The sequence below is a fragment of the Bordetella genomosp. 7 genome (assembly GCF_002261265.1).
In the GTDB taxonomy this organism is placed as follows: Bacteria; Pseudomonadota; Gammaproteobacteria; order Burkholderiales; family Burkholderiaceae_B; genus Bordetella_A.
Genome location: NZ_NEVK01000006.1, coordinates 431,785 through 455,223 on the forward strand (window position 1 = coordinate 431,785; position 23,439 = coordinate 455,223).

The 23,439-nt window shown below is 65.4% G+C and carries 21 protein-coding genes and 1 tRNA gene; 10 read left to right on the top strand and 12 right to left on the bottom strand.

All coding sequences use genetic code 11. The features are described from left to right. Positions 1–351 precede the first annotated feature (351 nt). Genes lpdA through CAL19_RS13035 form a run of 4 tightly spaced genes read right to left on the bottom strand, consistent with a single transcriptional unit; the run spans position 352 to position 5,396 of the window. The gene (gene lpdA, locus CAL19_RS13020; RefSeq protein WP_094797004.1) at positions 352–1,749 is read right to left on the bottom strand and encodes a dihydrolipoyl dehydrogenase; all 1,398 of its coding nucleotides are present in this window, start codon (positions 1,747–1,749) and stop codon (positions 352–354) included. Further along, positions 1,746–3,116 (bottom strand): dihydrolipoamide acetyltransferase family protein, encoded by a 1,371-nt coding sequence (locus CAL19_RS13025; RefSeq protein ID WP_094797005.1) that lies wholly within the window; start codon positions 3,114–3,116, stop codon positions 1,746–1,748. Before CAL19_RS13025 ends, lpdA begins: the two co-directional genes overlap by 4 nt. A gap of 1 nt (position 3,117) precedes the next feature. After that, on the bottom strand, positions 3,118–4,161 hold the full coding sequence (locus CAL19_RS13030) for an alpha-ketoacid dehydrogenase subunit beta (RefSeq protein WP_094797006.1): 1,044 nt from the start codon (positions 4,159–4,161) through the stop codon (positions 3,118–3,120). A gap of 2 nt (positions 4,162–4,163) precedes the next feature. After that, entirely contained in the window at positions 4,164–5,396 is a 1,233-nt protein-coding gene (locus CAL19_RS13035; RefSeq protein WP_026640094.1) for a 3-methyl-2-oxobutanoate dehydrogenase (2-methylpropanoyl-transferring) subunit alpha, read from the bottom strand. 297 nt (positions 5,397–5,693) lie between these two features. Between CAL19_RS13035 and CAL19_RS13040 the strand changes: the two genes are divergently transcribed. Beyond that, complete coding sequence (locus CAL19_RS13040; protein ID WP_094797007.1) at positions 5,694–6,077, top strand: RNA-binding S4 domain-containing protein; 384 nt, start codon at positions 5,694–5,696, stop codon at positions 6,075–6,077. A gap of 7 nt (positions 6,078–6,084) precedes the next feature. On the opposite strand, the gene CAL19_RS13045 is transcribed toward CAL19_RS13040, so the two are convergent. Next, positions 6,085–6,582 (bottom strand): MgtC/SapB family protein, encoded by a 498-nt coding sequence (locus tag CAL19_RS13045; protein WP_026640092.1) that lies wholly within the window; start codon positions 6,580–6,582, stop codon positions 6,085–6,087. A gap of 187 nt (positions 6,583–6,769) precedes the next feature. Here CAL19_RS13045 and CAL19_RS13050 point away from each other — a divergent pair. The 8 genes from CAL19_RS13050 to CAL19_RS13080 all read left to right on the top strand — a co-directional run bounded on the left by CAL19_RS13050 (position 6,770) and on the right by CAL19_RS13080 (position 12,971). Then, positions 6,770–6,846: transfer RNA gene (locus CAL19_RS13050), tRNA-Pro, on the top strand. Positions 6,847–7,030: 184 nt separating this feature from the next. Then, entirely contained in the window at positions 7,031–7,201 is a 171-nt protein-coding gene (locus tag CAL19_RS19720) for a hypothetical protein (RefSeq protein ID WP_170940346.1), read from the top strand. Continuing rightward, positions 7,202–7,609, top strand: a complete 408-nt coding sequence (locus tag CAL19_RS13055) for a type II toxin-antitoxin system death-on-curing family toxin (protein ID WP_094797008.1) — start codon at positions 7,202–7,204, stop codon at positions 7,607–7,609. Between the two features lie 197 nt (positions 7,610–7,806). Next, the gene (locus CAL19_RS19960) at positions 7,807–7,959 is read left to right on the top strand and encodes an integrase core domain-containing protein (RefSeq protein ID WP_094797009.1); all 153 of its coding nucleotides are present in this window, start codon (positions 7,807–7,809) and stop codon (positions 7,957–7,959) included. A gap of 223 nt (positions 7,960–8,182) precedes the next feature. Then, positions 8,183–9,046: a response regulator transcription factor gene (locus CAL19_RS13065; RefSeq protein WP_051423800.1), complete on the top strand. Its 864-nt coding sequence runs from the start codon at positions 8,183–8,185 to the stop codon at positions 9,044–9,046. After that, entirely contained in the window at positions 9,043–10,911 is a 1,869-nt protein-coding gene (locus tag CAL19_RS13070; RefSeq protein WP_094797010.1) for a sensor histidine kinase, read from the top strand. The genes CAL19_RS13065 and CAL19_RS13070 overlap by 4 nt, the downstream gene beginning before the upstream one ends. Before the next feature lie 176 nt (positions 10,912–11,087). Next, complete coding sequence (locus tag CAL19_RS13075; protein ID WP_094797011.1) at positions 11,088–11,822, top strand: GGDEF domain-containing protein; 735 nt, start codon at positions 11,088–11,090, stop codon at positions 11,820–11,822. Between the two features lie 36 nt (positions 11,823–11,858). Then, positions 11,859–12,971 carry an AMP-binding protein gene (locus CAL19_RS13080; RefSeq protein WP_094797012.1) on the top strand — a complete coding sequence of 371 codons (1,113 nt, stop codon included), beginning with the start codon at positions 11,859–11,861 and terminating at the stop codon, positions 12,969–12,971. A gap of 15 nt (positions 12,972–12,986) precedes the next feature. Here the strand turns inward: CAL19_RS13080 and pgaD are convergent, their stop codons facing one another. From pgaD to pgaA, 4 genes are read right to left on the bottom strand one after another with little or no spacing between them, the layout of a single operon-like run. Next, positions 12,987–13,436 carry a poly-beta-1,6-N-acetyl-D-glucosamine biosynthesis protein PgaD gene (pgaD, locus tag CAL19_RS13085; protein WP_170941532.1) on the bottom strand — a complete coding sequence of 150 codons (450 nt, stop codon included), beginning with the start codon at positions 13,434–13,436 and terminating at the stop codon, positions 12,987–12,989. After that, complete coding sequence (gene pgaC, locus CAL19_RS13090; RefSeq protein ID WP_026640089.1) at positions 13,433–14,767, bottom strand: poly-beta-1,6-N-acetyl-D-glucosamine synthase; 1,335 nt, start codon at positions 14,765–14,767, stop codon at positions 13,433–13,435. Before pgaC ends, pgaD begins: the two co-directional genes overlap by 4 nt. Next, positions 14,764–16,785: a poly-beta-1,6-N-acetyl-D-glucosamine N-deacetylase PgaB gene (gene pgaB, locus CAL19_RS13095; protein WP_212589898.1), complete on the bottom strand. Its 2,022-nt coding sequence runs from the start codon at positions 16,783–16,785 to the stop codon at positions 14,764–14,766. Before pgaB ends, pgaC begins: the two co-directional genes overlap by 4 nt. Before the next feature lie 10 nt (positions 16,786–16,795). Continuing rightward, positions 16,796–19,285 (bottom strand): poly-beta-1,6 N-acetyl-D-glucosamine export porin PgaA, encoded by a 2,490-nt coding sequence (gene pgaA / locus CAL19_RS13100; RefSeq protein WP_038852399.1) that lies wholly within the window; start codon positions 19,283–19,285, stop codon positions 16,796–16,798. A 257-nt stretch (positions 19,286–19,542) separates the two neighbouring features. Here pgaA and CAL19_RS13105 point away from each other — a divergent pair, with 257 nt between their 5' ends. Beyond that, a complete protein-coding gene (locus CAL19_RS13105; RefSeq protein ID WP_094797014.1) occupies positions 19,543–20,142 on the top strand; it encodes a nitroreductase family protein in 600 nt (199 codons plus the stop codon). 48 nt (positions 20,143–20,190) lie between these two features. Here the strand turns inward: CAL19_RS13105 and CAL19_RS13110 are convergent, their stop codons facing one another. From CAL19_RS13110 to CAL19_RS13120, 3 genes are read right to left on the bottom strand one after another with little or no spacing between them, the layout of a single operon-like run. After that, positions 20,191–21,444: a CaiB/BaiF CoA transferase family protein gene (locus tag CAL19_RS13110; protein WP_094797015.1), complete on the bottom strand. Its 1,254-nt coding sequence runs from the start codon at positions 21,442–21,444 to the stop codon at positions 20,191–20,193. 22 nt (positions 21,445–21,466) lie between these two features. Further along, positions 21,467–22,276 carry an enoyl-CoA hydratase/isomerase family protein gene (locus tag CAL19_RS13115; RefSeq protein ID WP_051423795.1) on the bottom strand — a complete coding sequence of 270 codons (810 nt, stop codon included), beginning with the start codon at positions 22,274–22,276 and terminating at the stop codon, positions 21,467–21,469. Between the two features lie 55 nt (positions 22,277–22,331). After that, positions 22,332–23,324: a Bug family tripartite tricarboxylate transporter substrate binding protein gene (locus CAL19_RS13120; protein WP_026640084.1), complete on the bottom strand. Its 993-nt coding sequence runs from the start codon at positions 23,322–23,324 to the stop codon at positions 22,332–22,334. Positions 23,325–23,439: the final 115 nt, after the last annotated feature.

The following is a 23,439-nucleotide window of genomic DNA, read 5'->3' on the forward strand; positions in this document are numbered from 1 at the left end:
GACACCTTGGTGTCAGACACCCCATGGCGCCGCACACGATACCCCAGCACAGCTCGCGATCGGTGTCTGACACCTTGGTGTCAGACACCCCTGGCGCCGCACACGATACCCCAGCACAGCTCGCGATCGGTGTCTGACACCGCGGTGTCAGACACCCCAAGGCGCCGCACACGATACCCCAGCACGGCTCGCGATCGGTGTCTGACACCTCGGTGTCAGACACCCCTGGCGCCGCGCAAGATACCCCAGCACAGCTCGCGGTCGGTGTCTGACACCCCCAGGCTCAACATCCCCGGCTCCTCCGCAGGAAGTCCCTGAGGACACGGCCGGTGTCAGTCCGCCGGCTACTGGTCAGATGTGCAGCGCCTGCCCCAGCGCCCGCAGTGCGGCTTCCTGCACGGCTTCGCCCAGTGTGGGGTGGGCGTGGATCGTGCCGGCTACGTCTTCCAGGCGTGCGCTCATTTCCAATGACTGGCCGAACGCGGCGGCCAGTTCGGATACGCCGCGCCCTACCGCCTGCCAGCCGACAATCAGGTGATTGTCGCGCCGGGCCACCACGCGCACGAAGCCATCGGTGCTTTCCAATGTCATGGCGCGGCCGTTGGCAGCGAACGGAAAGATTGCGCTGGTGCAGTCCAGGCCTGCCTGCTGCGCCTGCGACGGCGCGAGGCCCGCGGTCACGATCTCGGGGTCGGTAAAACACACCGCCGGAATCGCGGCGGGGGCGAATCGCCGGCGTTGGCCCGCCACCAATTCGGCCACCATTTCGCCCTGCGCCATTGCGCGATGCGCAAGCATGGGCTCGCCAGCAATGTCGCCTATCGCCCAGACGTTGCGCATCGATGTGCGGCACTGGTCGTCGATGCGCAACGCATTGCCGGCGCGATCCAATTGCAGGTTTTCGAGCCCCCAGCCCTGGGTGCGGGGACGACGCCCGATAGCCAGCAGAACCTGGTCGGCGGGCAAGGCGGTTTCGGCGCCCGTTGCGTCCTGCACGCGCACCGCGTCGCCCGCCGCGTTCAGGCCCATTACCTTGCGGCCCAGGCACAGTTCGATGCCCATGCGTTCAAGCGCGCCGGCCACCGGTTTGGTGAGCTCGGCATCGTAGGTGGGCAGGATGCGGTCCTGCGCTTCGACCACCGTGACCTGCGCACCGAGCTTGCGATACACCGTGCCCAGTTCAAGCCCGATGTAGCCGGCGCCCACCACGACAAGGCGGCGCGGGATGGAAGCAGGCGACAGCGCCTCGGTGGACGAGATCACCTTGTCGCCGAATGGCATGGACGGCAGCGGCATGGGTTCCGATCCGGCCGCCAGCAACAAGTGCTCGCACTGGATGCGCACCGGCCCTTCGCCGGTGTCGACCTCGACCGTCTTGCCATCGAGCACGCGCGCCCAGCCGCGCACCAGTTGCACACCGCTCTTCTTGAGCAGGGCCTGCACGCCGCCCGTCAATCGCCGCACGATACCGTCCTTCCAGGCCACCGTACGGGCAATATCAATGGCGGGCGCCTGCACGGTAATGCCCAGCGGCGAATCTTGCGCGTATTCGCGGGCGCGCTCGAATTCCTGTGCGGCGTGAATCAACGCCTTGGACGGTATGCAGCCGATGTTCAGGCAAGTGCCGCCCGGATGCAGGCCTTCGACCAGGGTAACCGGCACGCCGAGCTGCCCCGCGCGGATGGCCGCCACATAGCCGCCCGGCCCGCCGCCGATAATCAACAATGTCGTACTGCGGGTGTCGCTCATGGCGCCTCCACGAAGAGCAATGCCGGACGCTCCAGCAGTTCGCGCATAGCCTGAATGAACTGCGCAGCGTCCATGCCGTCTACCACGCGGTGATCGAACGACGACGACAGGTTCATCAATTTGCGAGCCACGACGGCCCCCTGGCGCAATGCGGGCCGCTCGACAATGCGATTCACGCCCACAATGCCCACTTCGGGGTGGTTGATGACCGGCGTGCTGACGATGCCGCCCAGCGGCCCCAGGCTGCTGATGGTGATGGTGGACCCGCTCAACTCGTCGCGTTCGGCCTTGCCGCTGCGCACCGCCTGCGCCAGGCGGGTGATTTCCGCGCCGATGGACCAGATGTCGCGTGCTTCCGCATGCCGCAGCACGGGCACGATCAACCCCGCATCGGTCTGAGTGGCTACACCCAGGTGCACCGCGCCATAGCGCGTGACGACGCCGGCTTCATCGTCGTAGCGCGCATTGATCTGCGGAAAATCCCGCAAGGCGATCACCATCGCGCGCGCGAGCAGCGGCAGCAGTGTCAGCTTGCCACGCGTATCCGCATACTTGCGGTTGAGCTGCACGCGCAGATCTTCCAGGTCGGTAACGTCGCATTCCTCGACATAACTGAAATGAGGAATGCGGCGCTTGGATTCCTGCATTTTCTGGGCGATCTTGCGCCGCAGCCCCACCACCGGCACCTGTTGCTCGTCGCGGCGTTCACGGTAGCCGGGCCCGGCCTGCCGGATGACGGCGCCCTGCCCTTGCAGATATGCGTCCAGGTCTTCGTGCAGGATGCGGCCTGCCGGCCCGGTGCCGTGCACAAAGCGCAATTCCACACCCAGGTCCCAGGCGCGCTTGCGCACGGCCGGCGAGGCCAGGGGCCGCTCGCCTTGCTGCCGTGCGGGCGCAGGGGCCGCCGCGCGAGTGCCTGTGCCGGGCATTGCCGCCCCCTGCGCCGAAGGTGCGCCGGCTTCGATGTCTTGGGCAAGCTGGCCCGCAATGCCCCCTGGCTTGGATGCGGTGTCGACGGCCGGCGGGGTTACGGGTTGCGCGGCAGGCGCCCGGGTCGGCGCAGGCACGTCGTCGCGCGCCGGCGCTGGCGCCGGCGGCGCGTCGTCGGGCCGGGCGTTGCCGGCGCCTTCGATTTCCAGCCGGATCAGCTCGCTGCCCACGGCCATGACATCGCCGACGCTGCCGCCCAGCGCCACCACTTTGCCCACGACGGGCGATGGAATCTCGACGGTTGCCTTATCGGTCATGACGTCGGCCAGCGGCTGGTCTTCGGCTACCGTATCGCCCACCTGCACGTGCCAGCCCACCAGTTCGACTTCGGCGATCCCTTCGCCGATGTCGGGCATCTTGATGATATGGATTCCCATGTCATGCCTCCATCACGCGTTGGAACGCCGCGCCCACACGGGCCGGCCCCGGGAAGTAAGCCCATTCTTGCGCGTGCGGATAGGGGGTATCCCATCCCGTCACACGCTCGATGGGCGCCTCCAGGTGATGGAAGCAGTGTTCTTGCACCAGCGCGATCAGTTCGGCCCCGAAGCCGCATGTGCGGGTGGCCTCGTGCACCACCACGCAACGTCCGGTCTTGCGCACCGAATTCACGATGGTGTCCAGGTCCAGCGGCCACAGGCTGCGCAGGTCGATGATCTCGGCATCCAGCCCGGTTTCCTCGGCCGCCGCCATGGACACATATACCGTCGTGCCGTAGGTCAGCACGGTCAAGGCCTGCCCCGGGCGCACAATGCTGGCCGATTCCAGCGGTACGGTGTAATACCCGGTGGGAACCTGGCTGGCGGGATGCTTGCTCCAGGGCGTCACCGGCCTGTCGTGGTGCCCGTCGAAGGGGCCGTTGTAAAGACGCTTGGGCTCAAGGAAGATGACCGGGTCGTCGTTTTCGATCGCGGCAATCAGCAACCCCTTGGCATCGTACGGATTAGACGGCAGCACCGTGCGCAGCCCGCACACTTGCGTGAACATGGCTTCGGGGCTCTGACTGTGCGTCTGCCCGCCATAGATGCCGCCGCCGCAAGGCATGCGGATGGTAAGCGGCGCAATGAACTCGCCGGCCGACCGATAGCGCAGCCGCGCCGCCTCGGACACGATCTGGTCCGAGGCCGGATAGAAGTAATCTGCGAACTGGATCTCGCACACGGGCCGCAGCCCGTAGGCGCCCATGCCCACCGCCACACCCACGATGCCGCCTTCCGAAATGGGCGTGTCGAATACCCGCGACTGGCCGTACTTGGCCTGCAGACCCTCGGTGCAGCGGAAAACGCCGCCGAAGTAGCCCACGTCCTGGCCGAACACGACGACGTTGCTGTCGCGCTCCAGCATGACGTCCATGGCCGAGCGCAACGCCTGGATCATGGTCATCGACACCGAGTCCTGACCATTGTGTTGATTGTCAGCCATGATCAGACCCCCAGCTCTTGGCGTTGCCGGCGCAAATGCGCAGGCATGTCTTTATAGACGTCTTCGAAAATGCTGGCTGCGCTGGGCACGTGCCCGTCGACCAGCGTGCCGTGGCTTTCGGCTTCTTTCAGCGCCGCCAGCACTTCGGCCTCGAGCTCGGCCTTGAGTTCGTCGTGCTGCGCATCGGACCAGATGCCCAGGCCGATCAGGTGCTTCTTGAAACGCGCGATGGGGTCGCCCAGCGGAAAGTGGCTCCAGTCGTCGCCGGGGCGGTATTTTGACGGGTCGTCAGAGGTGGAATGGGGGCCGGCGCGGTAGGTCACCCACTCGATCAGCGTTGGGCCCAGGTTGCGCCGCGCGCGCTCGGCGGCCCATGCCGACGCTGCGTATACGGCCAGGAAATCGTTGCCGTCGACCCGCAGCGACGCAATGCCGCAGCCCACGCCGCGCCCGGCAAACGTGGCGCCCTCGCCGCCCGCAATGGCCTGGAAGGTGGAAATCGCCCACTGGTTATTCACCACGTTCAGGATCACGGGCGCGCGGTAAACATGCGCGAAGGTCAGCGCGGTATGAAAATCGGCCTCGGCCGTGGCGCCGTCGCCGATCCAGGCGGACGCGATGCGGGTATCGCCCTTGATCGCCGACGCCATGCCCCAACCCACCGCCTGGATGAACTGGGTGGCCAGGTTGCCCGATATGCTGAAGAAACCCGCCTCGCGCTTGGAATACATCACCGGCAGCTGCCGCCCCTTGAGCGGATCGCGCTCGTTGGACATCAGCTGGCACATCATCTCGACCAGCGGCACATCGCGCGCCAGCAAAATGCTTTGCTGCCGGTACGTGGGAAAGCACATGTCGCCCGGCTCCAGGGCCAGCGCATGCGCCGAGCCGATGGCCTCTTCGCCCAGGCTCTGCATATAGAAAGAAATTTTCTTCTGCCGCTGCGCGGTCAGCATGCGCGCATCGAAGATGCGCGTCTTGAGCATTACCCGCATCCCTGTGCGCAACGTATCGGCGGTCAGCTGCGGCGCCCAGGGCCCCACCGCCCGGCCCTCGTCGTCCAGCACACGCACGAGCTCGTAAGCCAGGGGGCCGGTATCGACCGCGGCAACGTCAATGTCAGGTTTGGGAACTTCGCCGGCCGGCGAAAGATGCAGATAGGAAAAGTCGGTCTTGCAGCCTGGACGCCCCGTAGGTTCGGGGACGTGCAGTTTCAGTGGGCCATATTGGCTCATGGGAATGTCTCCACGCTTGATTTTGTCTTGCGTTCTTGCGTTGCAATGGCCTGGTGCTGGAGGTAACCGCGCAGTCGGCCGCTACCGGGGCGCGCGCGGGGTAGTGCGTCGCGTCCGGTTGCAAAAAGATTAGCACAAGGCTTCGCCGTCGCGGTGGTGCGGCAATGCATGAGCGCCGCCGCGGTTGCGCATCGTGAAAAACAGGGGATCTCCCCTGGCCACGCAGGCCGGAAAGGTGCGCGCGCCCGCCCACCCGCCATACGCCGGGGGCCCGCCATAACCGCTAGAATCGACGTCATGGCAGACAAGATGCGACTGGATAAGTGGCTTTGGGCGGCGCGCTTCTATAAGACGCGTAGCCTGGCCGTTCAGGAAATCAACAAAGGCCGCGTGCTGGTCAATGATCAGCCCGCCAAGCCGGCTCGCGACATCGCCGTCAACGACCTGATAACCGTACGCAAAGAAGACCCGCCCATGCACGTGCAGGTGCGGGCGCTGTCTTCGGTGCGCGGGCCTGCGCCCGCCGCACGGCTGCTTTATGAAGAAACCCCCGAAAGCATTTTTTCCCGCGAGCGCGCCGCAGAAATGCGCCGCCTGGCGCCCGAGCCGTCGCAGGACATCAAGGATGGCCGGCCGACCAAGCGCGACCGCAGGCTGATCAGCCTGCTGCGCGGCAAGTAAGGCAGCCCTAGCCCTCGGCTTTGCCGCGGGCCTCGATGCGGCGTTCTACCCGCCGCAGCACCGCCAGCACAAACAGCGCAATCAGCGTGCTGACCACCGCCGTGGCCTCGCGTCCCATGCCGGCCGACACACCGATCGCAGCCGTCATCCAGATACTGGCGGACGTTGTCAGGCCATGGATCTCGCCTTCGCCGCTGAGCTTGATGATGGCGCCCGCTCCCAGAAAGCCGATGCCCGCGATCACACCCTGCAGCACCCGGCTGAGATCGCCGACTTCCATGCCGCCCTGCAGCGGCACCAGCACGAACAGCGCGGCTCCCAGGGCCACCAGAATATGGGTGCGCAGGCCGGCGGCCTTGCCGCTGCGTTCGCGCTCGTAGCCCAGCAGGCCGCCCAGCACGAAGGCCATGCCCAGCCGCAGCACGATGCGCGTGAGCTCGCCCACATCGGGAATATCGCTGAATTCACTATAGATAGTGGCCCAGATCTCTTGCCAGACGGTCATGGATGGGGTCTCCCTAGGCGCGATTGGCTTGCCATGCCCGCCCGAGCGCGAGCATGCACGCCATCATATCGGTTTGCCGTCGGGCGCTTGTATCAGAATTTGGCGCCCCCACCGGCCAGCCTTCCGGACGGCGCCCCGCGCCTGGGGTACAATGCCTCCCCGCTGCTGGTCACAGCCAGCGGCACGTCGGGGCGTAGCGCAGCCTGGTAGCGCATCTGCTTTGGGAGCAGAGGGTCGCGAGTTCGAATCCCGCCGCCCCGACCAATAGAATCAGCGGTTTCGCGATAGCGGCCACTAACAATAAATACCCGCGGGAACAAGAGGTATCGTGGCCTTCCCCCTATAAGGGCAGCTAAATCTACTATGACGTTGCTAGCGAAAATGCCGCAACAACGCGCGGCCGTCGTTGTATAGTTATGGGTACCCGTACGAACGGGCGGAGATTCACATGGCTCAAATGAAAGTGTCTCAAGGTGGGAAGCTGTACGGCTACAAACTGACCGAACGCGCAAAGATCAAGCCGGTGCCTGCGACGACAAATAAGCAACGTGTGGTTACCGATGCCAAGGCGGTGATTAAGACTCACCGTGATGTACTTGTAGCTCTCAGGGATCGCTAATTGCTTGACCCCCAGTTCGTCATCGCTGTACATGACGAAATCATCGCCGAACTGGGAGGCTTGCCCGGTCTGGCTGGCGGTGGTGCCGGCGCAGTAGAAGCTGCGTTGTTTCGCGTCGAGATGCACGCGCAATACGCTGAGTTAAATGACGTGTTTGGTATTGCCGGCCTATATGCCGAGGCAATCGCCCGAGGCCACGTCTTTAATGATGCGAACAAGAGAACCGCTCTTACCTGCGCGCTCACCTATCTATATGGGCAGGGCATTGAGGTACCGCGATCGCCAGAATTAGAAGAAGTAATGGTGCATCTTGCCGCAGGCAATCTGTCAGGCGAAGATGTAGCAGATTTTCTGTACGCAGTGTGGATCGACCACGGACAGCCAGCCGTAGGTAATGCCGCCAATTAAATAAACTGGCTGATTCGCCCCATTTTTCCCGCTCGGAAAGGTGCGGTGTCACAATATAAGCACCGCCACCAAACCCTCGTTATTCAACGTCACAGACGTATCGCTGATGGCTCGCAGCAGATCATTGGTTAGCGGGGCAAGCCCTTAGCCATTCGGTGCGATAACGGACCCAAGTACCTGGGCGCGGCAATTATCGAGTGGGCCGAAGCTGGGAGCGTAAAGCTCCAATATATGCACCGGGCGAGCGGCAACAGAATGCCTACGTCGAACGGTTCAACAGGATCGTGCGTTACAAATGGCCGTCCCAATCTTACTGGGACAATCTGGATCACTTACAGCCCCTCGCGTAGCGATCCTACTTCTGGAATCGCTAAGAGTGGGCATTACCGTCAGCCGCAACATGCGGCTGACCCTTTTCTTTTTTGCGGTCACCGTCGCCAGGCGCGACCCGGCCCCGTCCTGCGGAATTTATGCGCACTCGTGCCAAGGCACCGCACATAGTGATTAAGAGAAGCATTCAAAGCGTGCAATCGTAGCGGGCGCTTGAAGCATCCGGCTACTGGGACACGGAAAATGATCTGCTCTGCAAACGCTCGTTATCACATACTTATCGTGGACGATAATCCGGACGAATTAAAGCTCCTGGTTGAATTGCTGCGGGGGGAGAACTTCCGCATCACGTTGGCGTTCGACGGCAACCAGGGGTACAAGCGTGCGGTGGCAGTGGCGCCCGACCTGATCATCATGGATCTGCGCATGCCGCACACCGACGGATTCACCGCGTGCAGGCTGCTGCAGCACAACCCGGCCACCGCGCAGATTCCCATATTCTTTCTGTCGGCCGCGCGCAGCATGGACGAACGCCTGAGCGGCTTGCGCAACGGGGGCGTGGACTTCGTGTTGAAGCCCTTCGATCCCTCGGAAGTGCTGGCACGCATCCATATCCACCTCAAGCGCGCCCGCCCCCGCGCGATGCCGCCAGCCGCTGCGGCTGCGTCGGCGGCAGACGGGCCGGCCGCTCCGGCGGCACGCCCCAGACTCAGCGCCGAGCAGGTCATCGTCCATGCGGCGACCAGCTATCTGGCGCATTGCCTGGCGGCGCCCCCGCACCTGCCCGATCTTGCGCGAAAGGTCGGCACCTACGAAAAGCGGTTGTCCCAGGCCTTCAGGAAAGTGCTAGGCAAGACCGTCTACGAGTATCTGCGCGACGAGCGCCTGAGGATGGCGCAGGTGCTGCTGGATGACACCACCCTGAGCATCACCGACATCGCCGCCGAAACCGGGTTTTCGAGTCCGGCCAACTTCGCCACGGCCTTTCGCAAGAAAACCGGCGCTACCCCTACGGAGTACCGGCGCAGGCTTGCGCAGCGTATCGACAGCGCCGACCCGATGCCGCCCGGCCCGCTGCACACCCGCTCCCGGACCGAAACGTCATGAGCCGGGGCTACCCGGCCGGCCCGGCAAACACAGCGCAGATTGCGCTGGACAGCACCACACCGGCCTCGGCCCAGGCAGCGGGCTCGGTGGAAACGCTGCACGCACTGGTGATGGCGCACGGCATATTGACGGGCGCGTTCCTGACGCTGGCGTGCCTGGCCGGCGTGCGCGCGGTCCTGTACCGGGCTCGCACATATGCCTGGCTGACATTGGCCGCCGGGGCGGCGCTGTTCCTGCAGTTCACTTTGGCGCACCCCGCCGTTGCAGGCCGGCTGCCAGTGCGCTGGCTGCTGGCGCCAGCCGCCGAGACGCTGGCTGGCGTCGCCCTGGCGACAGCCGCCACCGGACTGATATGCAGCGTGGCCGCGCGCAACCCGGCGCTGCACGCCAATGCGCGCGTCGCCGCGGTGGTGGCCATGGGCATCATCGCGTTGAACGCCTGCGCGTTATGGTTGCCCCACACCGCCACCCAGCTGGCCTTGCTGCTTGCGGCGGGCGCGTGCGCCAGCCTCGCCCTGTTCAGCCTGAGACTACGCGACGTGACGCCGCTGGCCACGCCTCTGGGCTTTACGGCACTGGCGGCATGCGCGCAACTGCTGCTGCGCCTGGATGGCGTCGCCATGCTCCTGCCGCAACCGGCCGCTGCGCAATGGCCGCATTCCAAAGTGGAACCCGAATACCTGGCCAGCGCCCTGGCCAACCTGGGCGCGCTGGGCTTATGGCTGCGGTACCTGGGCGGCGAGCGACCGTCCCTGCCTTCCCCGGATCCCGAGCCAGCCGCAACGCATGCGACGCCGCCCTACGACCCGGCGGCCGAAACCGGGGCCGAAACGGCGCCTGCCCGCGATCCGGAGCAAGAACGCCTCAAGGACCAGGCCAGCCGCACGATCGAAAGCCTGGGTTATCTCGCCCACGACCTGCGGGCTCCGCTGGCCACCATCATGGGGTATGTACGCCTGATGCGCGGCAACAAGGCCCCGGCCCGGCCAGACTATCTGGATGCCATCGAACGCTCTGTCGATTACCAGCTTTCATTGATCGATGACGTACTCGATTACACCAAGGCAGAACTCGCGCCCTTGTATTTGCAACCCCGGGACACCGACCTGCCGGCCCTGCTGGACGCCATAGCTTCCTATGCCCGCGCGCTGGTTCATTCCGGGCGCCACCAGTTCGCGCTCGAGGCCCCGGAACTGCTGCCGGCGCGCGTCGAGGTTGACGGCAAGCGGCTGCAACAGGTGCTGTTGAATCTGCTTTCCAATGCCGTGAAATACTCGTCCCAAGGCACTGTGCGCCTGCTCGTGCAGGCGGAAAAAATTCCCGACATGCCGCGTTGGCGCATGCGGTTCGGCGTCAGGGACGAAGGCATCGGCATCGAGCCCGCCGACCAGGACAGGATATTCGACGCATTCACGCAGCTTGAGCAGACCCAAGGCGGCGCGGGACTGGGGCTGCTCATATCCGAGCGGATCGTGGAAAGCATGGGCGGCACGCTGGCGGTGGACAGCGCGCCGGGAAAAGGCAGCGAATTCAGCTTCGCAATCGAACTGCGAGAAACAGACGGCACGCTCGTGGCGTCCATTGCCGGCACGGGCCCACTCGACGATAGCGACGCATCGCTTGCGCGCATCAGCCTCCCCCCGGTGGCGGCGCGGCTGGAACTCGCGATGCTGGTGCGCGACGGGCGGCTTACCGACATTGAAGAATGGCTGTCGCAAGCCGAGCGGGCACAGCCCGACTATAGCCACTACTACGGCGAAATCCGGGCGGCCCTGCAAGCGCTGGACCTGGCGCGCCTGGAAAGGCTGGCCCTGGGGGAACCCAGGGACGAGCCGCCTGCGCAGCCACAAGACGGCAACGCCTGAAAAAGTGCGCGCAAGCAAAGGAATTTCTCTTCCGGAAAAAGTCCGCGCCTAGGCGTGGACCCACACTACCTACTCGCCGAACCCGGCCGGCAGCACGCGGCCCGGCGCGCCTGCCCACGCTGCGGGACAGCATCCGACGCGGCGCCCTCAATCGCTCTACACGCTGCAGGGACACCATGAACCATCAACCGCGACACGAACCTTTCCTGTTTTCACCGCAGACCGCCCTGCTTGCGGCCGGCGACATGCCGCGGGCCGCCGGACCGCGCGGACACTTGACCGCCGGCGCGGCCGCTGCGGGCGATGCGTCCAGCGCCGCGATGCTGGCCCGCATCCGGCAGCTCGAGTCCCAGAACCGCCGGCTGCAGCGCCTGAGCATCACCGACGAGCTGACTTGCGTATACAACCGGCGCCACTTCTCGGCGAGCTTCGCGGCGCTGGTGCACACGCCGCCATCACCGCTGCCGCGCGCGGCGGCGGTGGCGCTGTGCCTGTTCGATATCGATCATTTCAAGGCCTATAACGACGCGTTCGGCCATCCGATGGGCGATGCCGCGCTGCGCGCCGCGGGAACGGCCGTCAAGGCGCTGTTGCGACGCGAGTCGGACCGGCTGTTCCGTTTCGGCGGGGACGAGTTCGGCGCCCTGTTGCGGGCGGCCACGCCGGCCCATGCCGAGGAATTTGCGCTGAAATGCCAGGCGGCCATCAGCGCGATGAAGATACCGCATCCCGGTACGCCGGGTTCGCTGTTGAGCGCCACCTTTGGCGTGGCATGGCACCCGGCGCCCGCGCGCTGCGGCATAACGGCGCAGCAACTGTACTCGGCGGCCGACAACACGCTTTACGCCGCCAAACAGGCCGGCCGCAATCGCGTGCTGATGCGCATCATGCAAGACCCCGAGCGTGCATGACTCGGCAGTCGAGCAAGCCCCGGATGCCGTGCGTCTATGCGCTTCGACTTCAAGACCGGAACGTTCACCCACATGCGGCATGCCGCCGGCCTGACCGCGGTGGCCAGCCCGAACGGGGCCCTGAGCTGGCAGTCGCTGCGCGCGGCCACCTGGGACTGGATGCGGCGCGCGCGCAGTGCCGGCGTGCGCGCCGACAAGTCCCTGGCGATACTGGGCTGCGACCAGCCATCGTTTGTCACCGCGGTACTGGGCTGCGTGGCGCTGGGCATCCCGTACGTGCCGCTGGACTGCCGCGACAGCGTGTACTGGATCCGCCATCGGATCGACATCGCCCGTTCGTCGCTGATCTACGACCCCCTGGAAGACCGGTTCATTGTCGGGCTGACCGAGACCGCGCCGTTGCGGGAAGCGGGCCTGGCCAGCATCTTGTTCACCACGCCAGCCGGCGGCGACCCACTGGGCGTGCAGATCGGGCGCGAAGGCATGGCACTGTTGGCCAACTGGCTGCGTCACGGGGCAGGCTTCGCGCGCTCGCCGGTGTTCATGGCGTGCCTGCCCTGCGACCATAGCTTTTCACTGATGACGCTGGTGGGCGCGATGGAGCTGGGCGGCACGCATGTAACGTCGCCATCGGGGCAGGACGCCACAGGCGCGGGGCTGGCGCATTATCTGCAGACGCATGGCGTGACGGTGCTCGGCGCCACCCCGGCATTTCTGTGCGGCCAACTGGCGTATCCAGAAATCAGCGGCGACCGGCTGCCCGGGCTCGATACGCTGGTCCTGGCCTGCGAGCCGGCAAGCTGGCGCCAGTTCGCCGAACTGCGGCTGCGGTTTCCCCGCGCACGCATCATCAATACGTTCGGATGCGCCGAACTGGCCGGCCTGGCGACCTGGGGGCCGCTGGACGATGGGCTGCCTGCGCAGCGCGCCGGCCTCTGTCCGCTGGGCAGCGGATTGCGCGACACGCACGTGTTCGTGCAGGACGACGAAGTCTGCTTCGGCGGCAACCACGTCATGCGCGGCTACATCAACGCCGGGCAACTGACGCGCGACCGCCTGTTCACCTACAAAGGCAAGCGGGCCTACCGCACCGGCCTGCGCGGCGCCGTCGATGACGACGGCGTGCTGCACTGGCTCAGCGCGGCGTGAGCGGGCGGCTGCCCGCTAGGCGGCGTCGGATACCAGCACCAGCCGCGCGCCGGGCGCCTCGACGGCGCTGACCAGCCCGTCCGGGTCATGGTGCACGATGCCCAGCGGACACTCCTGCAGTTGCTTCAATTGCGCAGGCGAGGCGCAGAAGGCAAGCAGGCAGTGCCAGTCATGCAGCTCGCCGCCGGCGGCGCGGCGGCACAGTCTGCCGTAACGCATGCGGTTATAGCGCGCCCAGCCAACCAGCACGGCGCTGGCGACCAGCGCACCGGCCACATAGGCCAGCAGCGTATCCAGGGTGGGCAGCAGCCTGGCCCAGGCTTCGGACGGCCCTGCATCGGGGCCTTCGAGCAGCACGGCGGCCACTCCTCCGGCAATCAGGTAGCAGAATCCTATCCAGGCAAGGATGGTCAATGTGCGGTCGACGCACAGGGCAAGGAATGAACGTTGGGTGCGTAGGATCATGATGTAGGTGCCTTGATGCCGCGATCCGGGCTCACCCATCGCGCGCGGCGACGCCGGATCATCAGCATGACTTTGGGGAAGCTCACAACGGTAGTGAACAGGTTGATCATCCAGAAGATGAACGGGTACCAGATCACCCAGAACAGCTCGCGCGGCAAGCCGGGTTCGTAGCGCCTGTCTACCAGCAGGCTGATGACAAACTGCAGCAGGCATACGATGGCCAGCACCATCCCCGTGAAAGCGGGCGGCATGAAACTTGCCACTGCCAGCGCCTGCGGCATCGGCAGCCACAACCCCAGCAGGCCGATGACGGTAAAAAAAGCAAACGCGAATGCCCAGAACGTGGACAGGCAGTACTCGGCCATCATTGCCCACATGCGACGGTTCTCCCAGCGCCAGATGCCCGTGACATTCTTGAGAAACACTTCGGCGCCCCCGCGCGCCCAGCGCAGGCGCTGCTTCCAGAGGCCGGCCAGCGTCTCGGGCATGAGAATCCAGCACAGCGCCCGGGGTTCGTAAAACACCGACCAGTGGTCGCGCTGCAGTTTCCAGCTGATATCGATGTCTTCGGTGACCATGTCCAGGCTCCAGTACCCTACCCTGTCCAGAGCCGACCGCCGGAACGCGGCCACCGCGCCGGACACCGTGAACACCTGGCCGTACACGCGCTGCGCCCGCTTGATCAGGCCGATGATGGAAGAGAACTCGCCCACCTGTATCCGGCCGATCAGCGTCGAGCGCGTGCGCACCCTTGGATTGCCGGTTACCGCACCCACGCGCGGATAGCGAACCAATGGAGCGACCAGATACGCCACCGCATCGGGGTCGAGCAGGGCATCGCCGTCTATGCACACCAGGTATTCGCCGCGCGCGCTCAGCGCCCCCACGCGCAGCGCCATCGCCTTGCCCTGGTTGGCGGCCAGGTGAATGACGCGCAACCGGTCGTGCTCCAGCGCCAGCGCATTGAGCATCGCGCCCGTGGCGTCACTGGATCCATCGTTGATGGCAATGACCTCGATCTTGCGATACCGCTGGTTCAGCACGGCCAGCAACGTCTGTGCGCCATGGTCGGCTTCGTTGAAACACGGCACCAGCACCGATACCAGCGGCTGGCCGGGCAGCTCCGGAGGCGGGGTGCCCGGCCCCCAGGGCCAGTGTCGCTCCCATTGCAGCCAGAAATAGATGCCACCGGTCATCCACACGATGGACATGAAAAGGGGATACAGGAAGATGAATTCCAGCAGCACTTCGCTGGTCAGGGCCAGTGCGAATCCCACCGGCAACCCGGTGACCAGGCACAGGGCCAGAAAGGCTATCAGTCGTTCTATCATCGCAATGGGTACCAGGAGTCAGAGATGGCGGGCCGGATCTCTTCCAGCACCGGGTGGTTCTGCACGAAATCGTCGGGGTAGTAGCCGAAGTTGCGCGCGCCCCGAAGCTGCAGGCGCCGCATCCATTGCGCCAGCACTTCAGTGTCCACCGGCGTGCTTTCGGCCCCATCGGGCGCCCTGCGCCAGTCGCGGGCCTGCAGCTCGAACACGGTGCGCCGCAGCGCGCCGGGCCGCAGGGCGACGGTATCGACTACGCGATCCAGCCACGCCAGTTCCTGGCCTTCGGGCACGTCTTCCATCAGCGGCATGGCCATGGGCGCGGTCCAGTCGTAAGCGGCCAGGAAGTCGTCCAGGTTCTGCGCAAACCATGCCTCGCTGCCGGGGTCGACGATAGGCCCGGCAAACAGGTTGCGGGCGGTCAGGATATGCGGCCCGCGGATGGCTTTCACCTCTTGGGCCAGTTCAAGTGTGAAATCGACCAGATGGCGGCTCTTGAATCGCGTCCATCGCTGCATGGCGTCCGGGTCGGCGCGGATCTCGGCGATGCTGGCCGGCAGGCCGGCGGCCTGGTAGGCCGCCAGCGCGTCGGGGCCGGCGTCTTCGAAATCTGTCAGCAAGGCATCGTCATGGAACAGGATGCCGTCGAACACGGCCTGGCGCGACAAGTCCTGGTAGATCTCGATGATGCGCTGGCGCGCCGTCGCGTCAAACGGCGACAGACGCCGGTATTGCTCGGGGTCGGGCGCTACGGAGCCGGTCTGCGCGTCCCATCGCGTCACGCGCGGCAGGTCGGGATCCAGGTCGAAGCTCAGCACCGGCAGCCAGGCGTACACCTGCACGTGCGCGCGGTTGCGCAGCTGCCATGCCACGCGATTGAACATGTCCGCCCTGACCGGCAGCCACCGGTTCGGAAAGTACAGCTCGCGCGCCAGCCCGTCGCCCTGCGGGTCCGCGAACGCCTGCAGGAATACGGTATTGATCTGCATATCGCGTATGCGCTGCACCAGCTCGCCCAGGTTGCGGTCCGCCTGTTCCGGATCCGGGTCATATACATAATCAATATCGACGTGGGCCACCCGCATCAACGGATACGCTTCGATGCCGACCACGGAATTGGCGAACGACGATGTAATCGGGTCGCTGGCGATCAGCAGGCGGGGGGTGGACATCAGGCCCTGTACATGCGCCGGCCCGTCTTCCAGCGTCATGCCCATCTGATAGCCATGCTCGCTGGCGATGCTGAGCCCCGTGCCGCTTTCCGCACCGTACGGCCATACCCAGGCGCGGGGCGGCGTGCCCGCGGCGCGATTGATCTTGCGGGTGACCGCCGCGATATCGCGGTCCAGTCGGGCGCGATGGGCGGTCTCGGATTCATAGGTCTGCGTATCCGCGTCATACAGGCGGATGGCGGCGGCAGGCTCGGTATTGCCCTGCGGATTGGCCAGCGCGCCGAAATGCAGATCGTTAGTGTGGGCGGCGATCTCGACCAGCCCCGATCTGGACAGCTCGGTCACATCGCTCCAGTTCAGGAAGCGCTCGCGTTCCACCGGCTGGCCGCCGAAATCGACGGGCTGACCCTGCGGGGTGTCCATCCATTTGCCCACGGGCGCCACCACGGCCGGCCAGTTGAACGCGCGCAATATCGGCAGCACGCGTGTCAGCGAACTGCGATACCCATCGTCAAACGTCAACAGCACGGCATTCTCCGGCAAAGGGGCTCCGCCGTCGCGCGCAGTCATGATCTGCGCCAGCGACACGGGCTGGTAGCCGTTTTCGCGCAGCCAGGTGAATTGCTGCACCAGCCGGTCCGTGCGCACGCTGAGAAACCGCTGGTCCGGGTCGCTGTCCTCGACGTCGTGATACCCCAGCACGACAAACTGATTGGTCGGCCATGGCTGGTCGGCGCGAGAGACGGGCCGGTCGTCGGGCGGCACAAACACCGGTATGTCGCGCGCGCAGGCGCACAGCGCGCTCATTGCCAGGAACACCGCCCACCATCGCAAATAATGGAATCGCATGATTGCCCCGCTAGAACCGGAAGGAAAGGTCGAAGACGAGGCGCACTTCGCGTTCGCGGTCGCCGTCATACGGACGGCTGATGCCCGTGGCCGTGGCTCCCAGCGCCAACGCATCGTTCACCTGCCAGCGCTGGCCGTAGCTCAGCGCCACAATGCCCCCGGTGCCGTGGTCGCGCTGGGAATAAAGTCCCACGCCCAGGCCGGCCGTCTGGGTCCAGGCGGACTCGTAGCGGCGGTGCAGCAGGTGTGTCACCTGCAAGCTGGGCAGTACCGTCAGGTCGGCGCGCGGGTTGAAGTACGGCGTGTCGCTGCGCGTATTGCGCGACACCGACACGTCCATGCCCAGGTCCACCGCCAGTTTGGGGGCGGTGTACAGGCGCTCGCGGCCCAGCACGCCGATACTGAACCGGTCATTGCCGTCACTGAAATGCATGCCCGTCGCCGACAGGGTCCATTCGCGCTGTTCGTCGGCGCGCCAGCGGACAAACGCTTCCACGCTGTTGGCTGAAATGTTGTTGGTCAATGCCCGCAAGGGGGTGGCGCGCGATCGCCAGTCGACACCTGCGCCCACTTGCCAGCTGTCATCCAGGTCCAGCGCGCCTTCCAGGCGCAGGCCCGGCTTGGTGCCGAAGCCATAGTTGTTGGCCGAGGCCTCGGCCTGCACCGTCACGTCACGCACTCGCCACTGCACGCCGCTGCGCGCCCAGCGGTACCGGCCTGTGCCTTCTTCGAACTTGCCCGTGGCATAGCCGGCGCCGACGAAGGCCCGCCAGTCTTCCGAAATGGGCGGCGAGTACAGCACCGTTTCTATGGCGGTTTCTCCGTCTCCGGCCACCGCGCTGTCATTTGCGATGCCGCGCGCGCCCGACACCAGCAGCTCGGCCTTATCGTGCACCTCGATGGCGCGGGCCAGTTGCCGCACCGCGGCGTTATCGGGAAACCGGGCCGTGACGTCCGCGCTGAGCAGGCGGGCCTGGCGCCATTCCTGCAACTCCAGCGCCGTGTAGGCCTGCCCCACCTCTACTGAAAGATTGCGCGGCGCCAGGGTTTCGGCAAGTTTCAATTCCACTTCGGCTTCGCGAGGCCGCTGCCGGGCCAGCAGCGCGTCGGCGCGCGCCGCGCGCAGCCCGGCGTTGTTGGGCGCGAGCCTGACCATCTCGTCGTAGGTTTCCTGCGCCTGCCGGGTGTCGCCCGCCATCAGACGCCCTTGTGCGCCGACCCGCAAGGCTTCAAGATGCAGATCGTTGGGCATGCGCTCTTCCTGGCCCTTGTAATACAGCCACGGCGCATTGTCGGTCTGGGCCTGCTCGATGATGGCCTGCGCCTCGTCCCGGCGTTCGGCCTCGGCCAGCGAATAAAACAGGCCCGTGTGGCTGGCCAGCCAATCCCCTGGTTCATCTGAGGCGACCTCGGGATCTTCCATCGCGCCGGCAAACAGCGTCGCCGCAGCCTCCGGCTGGCGCAGGTACAGGTAGGCGTTGCCCACGTCGTTGAGCACGTAGCGGGGCACGGGCACCTGCTCGGCCTGCAGGCGTTCGTACTCGTCCACAATATCCTGCATGCGTTCGCTGATGTACAACGCGCGCAGGCGGTCGATGCGCGCGCGCTGCACGTCGCCCCTGGCTTCGTCGCCAAGCGCCGTCCATGCCTCGATCTGCGCATCCAGCAACGCCACCGCCCGGTGGGCAACGTCCAGGCGCGCCGCTTCGCCCCGCGCGTTCAAGCCCGCAATGCGCACGAGTTCAGCCGCGTAATCGCCCTCCAGGCGGCGCATCTGGGCCGGCGTGAACAAGTCTGCCCGGCCGCGCGCCACCCGCAATGCCGCCTCGGCCATGCGCGCGCGCTGCAACGCAAACACATAGGCCCGCACTACGTAGGCGCGCTGGGGCGCGAGCTGATAGGCGCGGTCTACCTGTTCCAGTGCTGCGAAATGCTGCTGGCCTCTCGCATAGGCATAGCCCAGCGCGAGCCTGCGGTCTACATTGCGTGGAGCCTGCGCCACAAGCTTGCGACCCAGCTCGATGGCCTCGGCAATTTCGCCGGCGTCGGCCAGCACCATCGTCTCGCCCAGCACGAATGCATCGTCTTCAGGATAGGGGCGCGCGCCCTTGCGGAACACCAGCAGCGCCTGGTTCCACTGTTTCTCGTCGCGATAGGCGCGCGCAACGGTGGCCAGCGCCTCGGCCGGCAGCGGGCGCGCCAGCGCAAGAGATTCATAGACTTCAATGACTTCGGCGCTGCGCCCTGCCCGCCCGGCGATCACGATCAAGTCGACGATGGCGCGCAAGTCCTGCGGGTTCAGGCTGACGCGCTGGCGCAGCATGGCCAGCGCGGGGTCGTAGATGCCCTGGCGCGCCTGGATGATCAGCGCGTCGTATTCCTCGTCGACTTTGGCGGCGGATGCCGGAGCCCATGCCAGCGCGCAAGCCGCGAGCCCATGAACCAATGCCGCTGCCGGGGCCGCCAGGCCGCGATGGATACCAACCCGTATTGAAGCCATACCAGTGTCTTTGCGCAGTCATGGACAACGTTGAGGGGGCAAAACGAGGGCTCAGTATGGGTAGCGTCGAACCGCGGGACGTTTGCGCCACCGGCAATAGGCATTGATCGAACGGAAAACGTTTGGGCGAGCATCCCGGCGCGATTAGCGTCACCGGGGGAACGATCCGTTCCGCGCCTGGCGTCGTTTCAGGGGTACTCGCAGCGGCGCATGGCAGTTAGAATCAAATTCATCTATCTACTGGAAGGAAGATTTTTATGACTAACGCTTTTCTCGACGCCCTGAAGCAACGCCGCACGCAATACGCCCTGGGCCGTAACGTATCGGCCAGCAAAGAAGAACTGCTGCGCCTTATTCAAGAAGCCATCAAGCACAGCCCTTCGTCGTTCAACTCGCAAAGTTCGCGTGCGCTGGTGCTGTTCGGCGCCGAAAGCGAAAAGCTGTGGCGCATCGCGGTGGACGAGGTGCGCAAGGTCGCACCCGCCGAAGGATTCGAGAAAACCGAGGCGAAGCTTGCCAGCTTCGCGGCGGGCGTGGGCACCGTCCTGTTCTTTGAAGACCACGACGTGGTGCGCAGCCTGCAAGAGCAGTTCCCGCTATATGCCGACAACTTCCCGGTCTGGTCCGAACAGTCCGGCGGCATGGCGCAAATGGCAGTGTGGGCCACCCTGGCAAACGCCGGCGTGGGCGCAAGCCTGCAGCACTACAACCCGCTGATCGACGATGCCGTGGCGCGCGAATGGAGCATTCCGGCTTCATGGAAGCTGCGCGCGCAGATGCCGTTCGGCTCGAACGAAGCGGGCTTTGGCGAAAAAGCCTTCATGGACGACGCCGAACGGTTCCGCGTCGCCGGCTGAAACCCTGCATGAACGGCGCAGGCACATCTGCCGATGTGCCTGCGCCGTTCAGCCGGCGGCCTCGCCCGGCGGCGTGGCCACGGCCACCACGCCCGATTCGATCAGCGCGCCGATTTCCCGGGCGCTATAGCCGAATTCCCCCAGGATCGACACGGTGTCCTCGCCCAACTGCGGCGCGGCGCGATGATACTGGGCGGGAGTCGCCGACAGCTTGACGGGCATGCCGACCGTGCGCACTTTGCCCGCCACCGGATGCTCCTGTTCGACCACCATGCCGCGCGCCAGAGTTTGCGGGTGCGACAGGGCCTGGGCCACGGAATGTACCGGGCCGGCGGGCACGCCGGCATCGTCGAAGATTTCCAGCCATTCTTGCGCGCTGCGGGTCTGCAGGATGGCAGACATGCATTGCACCAGTTCGTCGCGATTGTTCATGCGGTCGCGGTTGCGTGCAAAGCGCGGGTCCTCCGCCCATTCCGGCTTGCCCAGCGCGGCTGCGATGCGCTGCCAGTTTTTCTCGTTGGCCCCGCCGATGATGATCCATTCCGTGGCGGTGGGAAACGCCTGGTAGGGCGCGCTGAGCACGTGAGCCGACCCGGTGGGACCGGGGGACACGCCGCTGCCGAAGTAGATCGCCGCGTGCCAGTACAGCTGCTGCAGGCTGGCTTCCAGCAGCGAAGTTTCCACCATCTGGCCTTCGCCCGTGCGCAGCTTGTGCTGGTAGGCGGCCAGCACGCCAAAAGCCGCCAGCAGACCTGCGTTGATATCGGCTACCGAGTTTCCGGTGCGCAACGGCGGTCCGCCCGGTTCGCCGGTAATGGCCATGAGCCCCGAAAACCCTTGCGCCACCAGATCGAAGCCGCCCTTGTCGGCATATGGCCCGGTCAGTCCGTAGCCGGACACCGCGCAGTAGATCAGGCCAGGGTTTTCTTTGCGCAGCGCGTCGTAGCCAAGTCCGAGCTTGTCCATCGTGCCCTTGCGGAAGTTCTCGGTCACGACGTCGGCGTCGCGGATCATGCGCAACAGAATCTTCTTGCCTTCCGGGTGCTTCAGGTCCAGCGCAATGGCGCGCTTGTTGCGGTTGAGCATCAGGAAAGGGGCCGAGACGCCATTGATCAGGGGGTCGCGATACTGGCGCGAATCGTCGCCGCCGTTGATCTTTTCGACCTTGATCACGTCCGCGCCCATGTCGGCCAGCATCATGCCGCAGGTGGGTCCGGCCATGATCTGCGCCAGTTCGATGACGCGCATTCCCGCCAGCGCGCCCTTGGCGTTGCCGGGAGAAGTTCCAGTGGATGATTGCATTGCATGGGCTCCTGGTCGGGTATCAGCGTCCTTGGAAGCGGGGCTTTTCCTTGGACAGGAAAGCGCGGTAGCCGCTGCGGAAGTCTTCGGTGTCAAAGCAGTCGAACGCCTCGTCGCGGTCTTCGTCGGCAAGCGCCTTGCCGCTGACCAGGTTGCCGACGAATTTCTTGTGCCAGCGGGCCACGAGCGGGGCCCCTTCGGCGATCCGGCGCGCCGTGGCCTGCGCCTCGGCCGCGACGTCGTCGTCGGACGCCACCCGCGTCACGACGCCCAATCGCAGCGCTTCGGATGCATCGAAAATGGTGCCCTCCAGCAAGACCTGCAGCGCCACTGATGGGCCCACCAACCGCACCAGCGGCCCGAGTTCCGAGTACGACATCACCAGGCCCAGGTTCTTGATGGGCACACCGAAGCGTGAGCTTGCGCCGCAGATGCGGATGTCGGCCAGGCAGGCGATCTCCAGGCCTCCCCCGACGCAGATGCCATGGATCTGCGCCACGATGGGGTGCGGGCAATCTTGCAGGGCCTCGATTGTGCGGCGCATGACGGCCCCGTATATCCGCGCCTGTTGTTTGTTGCTGCGGCTGGTTTCGAATTCGCCGATGTCATTGCCGGGAGAAAACGCCTTTTCTCCGGCTCCGCGCAGGATGATGCAGCGCACGCTGTCGTCCGCGCCCAGCTCAAGAAACGTGTCGCCCAGCAGTCGCCATCCGTCGATGGTGAAGGCATTGAGCTTTTCGGGGCGGTTCAGCACGACAGTAACGATACCGTCATCGCGCTGTACAAGGACCAGCGGCTCGCCGGCCGCGTTGGTGCAAGCGTTCGTGTTCATGGAGCTTCCTTTGTGAGCAGGATCGGGGCCTGGCGGCCCCGGTGGAGCCAATGGGCTATTGCGGAGTCAGCCCCAGGCTCTTGGTGATCTTGGCGTACTTCTGCCATTCGTCTTGCAAGTAGCTCGCAAACGCGGCGGGCGAATCCGGGCCGCCGCCCAGGTCCATGCCCTGATCCGCCAGCTTGCCGGCGACTTCGGCGTCGGCAAGCGTGGTGGACAGGGCATCGTCGAGCTTTTCCAGTATGGGTGCAGGCAGCTTGGCCGGAGCCAGCACCGCATACCACTGCAAGATGTCCATGCCCTTGACGCCGGCCTCTTCCAGTGTGGGCACGTCGGGCAAGCGCTTGGCGCGCTGCGCGCTGGTGACGGCCAACGGCCGCAGCTTGCCGGCCTGGATCTGGCCGATGGCGCCGGGCAGCGTGTCGAAATTCATGTCGACCACGCCCCCCAGCAGATCCGTCATGGCCTGGCCGCTACCTTTGTAGGGAACGTGTTCCATCTGTACGCCGGCAATCTGCGAAAACCTTTCCGCGCTCAGGTGCTGCGGGCCGCCCAGGCCCGACGACGCATACACCAGCTGCTTGGGCTTTGCGCGGGCATCGTTCACCAGCTCCTGCACCGACGCGTAGTTGCGCTTGGCGGGATTGACGATCAACACGTTCGGCACCGAGCCGATATATCGCACCGGCGTGAAGTGGTCGATGGAATCGATGTTTCCCTTGATGACCTGGGGCGCGGCGACAGTGCTCTGCATGTTGGCCAGCAGCAGCGTGTAGCCATCGGGGTCGGACTTTGCCACATAGTCGGCGGCGATCAGCCCCGAGGCGCCAGGCTTGTTTTCGACCACGACCTGCTGCCCCAACACGTCGGACAGCTTGGCGGCCACGATGCGGGCCGATACATCGGTGCCGCCGCCGGGCACGAAACCCACTACCAGGCGCACCGGCCTTTGTGGCCAGTTGGCGTCCTGGGACAGGGCGGGTGCGGCCAATGCGGCCAGGGTTACGGTGGCCAGGGCGCGAGCCCAGGCACGAACTGGGGTATACATAGATAGTCTCCTCGTGGGGCCCCCCGTCGGCATTGGCATGCTCTATGATGGGGCGAACTGGTATACCACTGGTATTTGGTATACCAGATACCAAATTAATCGATTCAGGACGATT

Excerpts from the sequence above, each read along its gene's own strand:
- lpdA (WP_094797004.1), bottom strand. The coding sequence starts at position 1,749 with ATGAGCGACACCCGCAGTACGACATTGTTGATTATCGGCGGCGGGCCG.
- CAL19_RS13025 (WP_094797005.1), bottom strand. The coding sequence starts at position 3,116 with ATGGGAATCCATATCATCAAGATGCCCGACATCGGCGAAGGGATCGCC.
- CAL19_RS13030 (WP_094797006.1), bottom strand. The coding sequence starts at position 4,161 with ATGGCTGACAATCAACACAATGGTCAGGACTCGGTGTCGATGACCATG.
- CAL19_RS13035 (WP_026640094.1), bottom strand. The coding sequence starts at position 5,396 with ATGAGCCAATATGGCCCACTGAAACTGCACGTCCCCGAACCTACGGGG.
- CAL19_RS13040 (WP_094797007.1), top strand. The coding sequence starts at position 5,694 with ATGGCAGACAAGATGCGACTGGATAAGTGGCTTTGGGCGGCGCGCTTC.
- CAL19_RS13045 (WP_026640092.1), bottom strand. The coding sequence starts at position 6,582 with ATGACCGTCTGGCAAGAGATCTGGGCCACTATCTATAGTGAATTCAGC.
- CAL19_RS19720 (WP_170940346.1), top strand. The coding sequence starts at position 7,031 with ATGGCTCAAATGAAAGTGTCTCAAGGTGGGAAGCTGTACGGCTACAAA.
- CAL19_RS13065 (WP_051423800.1), top strand. The coding sequence starts at position 8,183 with ATGATCTGCTCTGCAAACGCTCGTTATCACATACTTATCGTGGACGAT.
- CAL19_RS13070 (WP_094797010.1), top strand. The coding sequence starts at position 9,043 with ATGAGCCGGGGCTACCCGGCCGGCCCGGCAAACACAGCGCAGATTGCG.
- CAL19_RS13075 (WP_094797011.1), top strand. The coding sequence starts at position 11,088 with ATGAACCATCAACCGCGACACGAACCTTTCCTGTTTTCACCGCAGACC.
- CAL19_RS13080 (WP_094797012.1), top strand. The coding sequence starts at position 11,859 with ATGCGCTTCGACTTCAAGACCGGAACGTTCACCCACATGCGGCATGCC.
- pgaD (WP_170941532.1), bottom strand. The coding sequence starts at position 13,436 with ATGATCCTACGCACCCAACGTTCATTCCTTGCCCTGTGCGTCGACCGC.
- pgaC (WP_026640089.1), bottom strand. The coding sequence starts at position 14,767 with ATGATAGAACGACTGATAGCCTTTCTGGCCCTGTGCCTGGTCACCGGG.
- pgaB (WP_212589898.1), bottom strand. The coding sequence starts at position 16,785 with ATGCGATTCCATTATTTGCGATGGTGGGCGGTGTTCCTGGCAATGAGC.
- pgaA (WP_038852399.1), bottom strand. The coding sequence starts at position 19,285 with ATGGCTTCAATACGGGTTGGTATCCATCGCGGCCTGGCGGCCCCGGCA.
- CAL19_RS13105 (WP_094797014.1), top strand. The coding sequence starts at position 19,543 with ATGACTAACGCTTTTCTCGACGCCCTGAAGCAACGCCGCACGCAATAC.
- CAL19_RS13110 (WP_094797015.1), bottom strand. The coding sequence starts at position 21,444 with ATGCAATCATCCACTGGAACTTCTCCCGGCAACGCCAAGGGCGCGCTG.
- CAL19_RS13115 (WP_051423795.1), bottom strand. The coding sequence starts at position 22,276 with ATGAACACGAACGCTTGCACCAACGCGGCCGGCGAGCCGCTGGTCCTT.
- CAL19_RS13120 (WP_026640084.1), bottom strand. The coding sequence starts at position 23,324 with ATGTATACCCCAGTTCGTGCCTGGGCTCGCGCCCTGGCCACCGTAACC.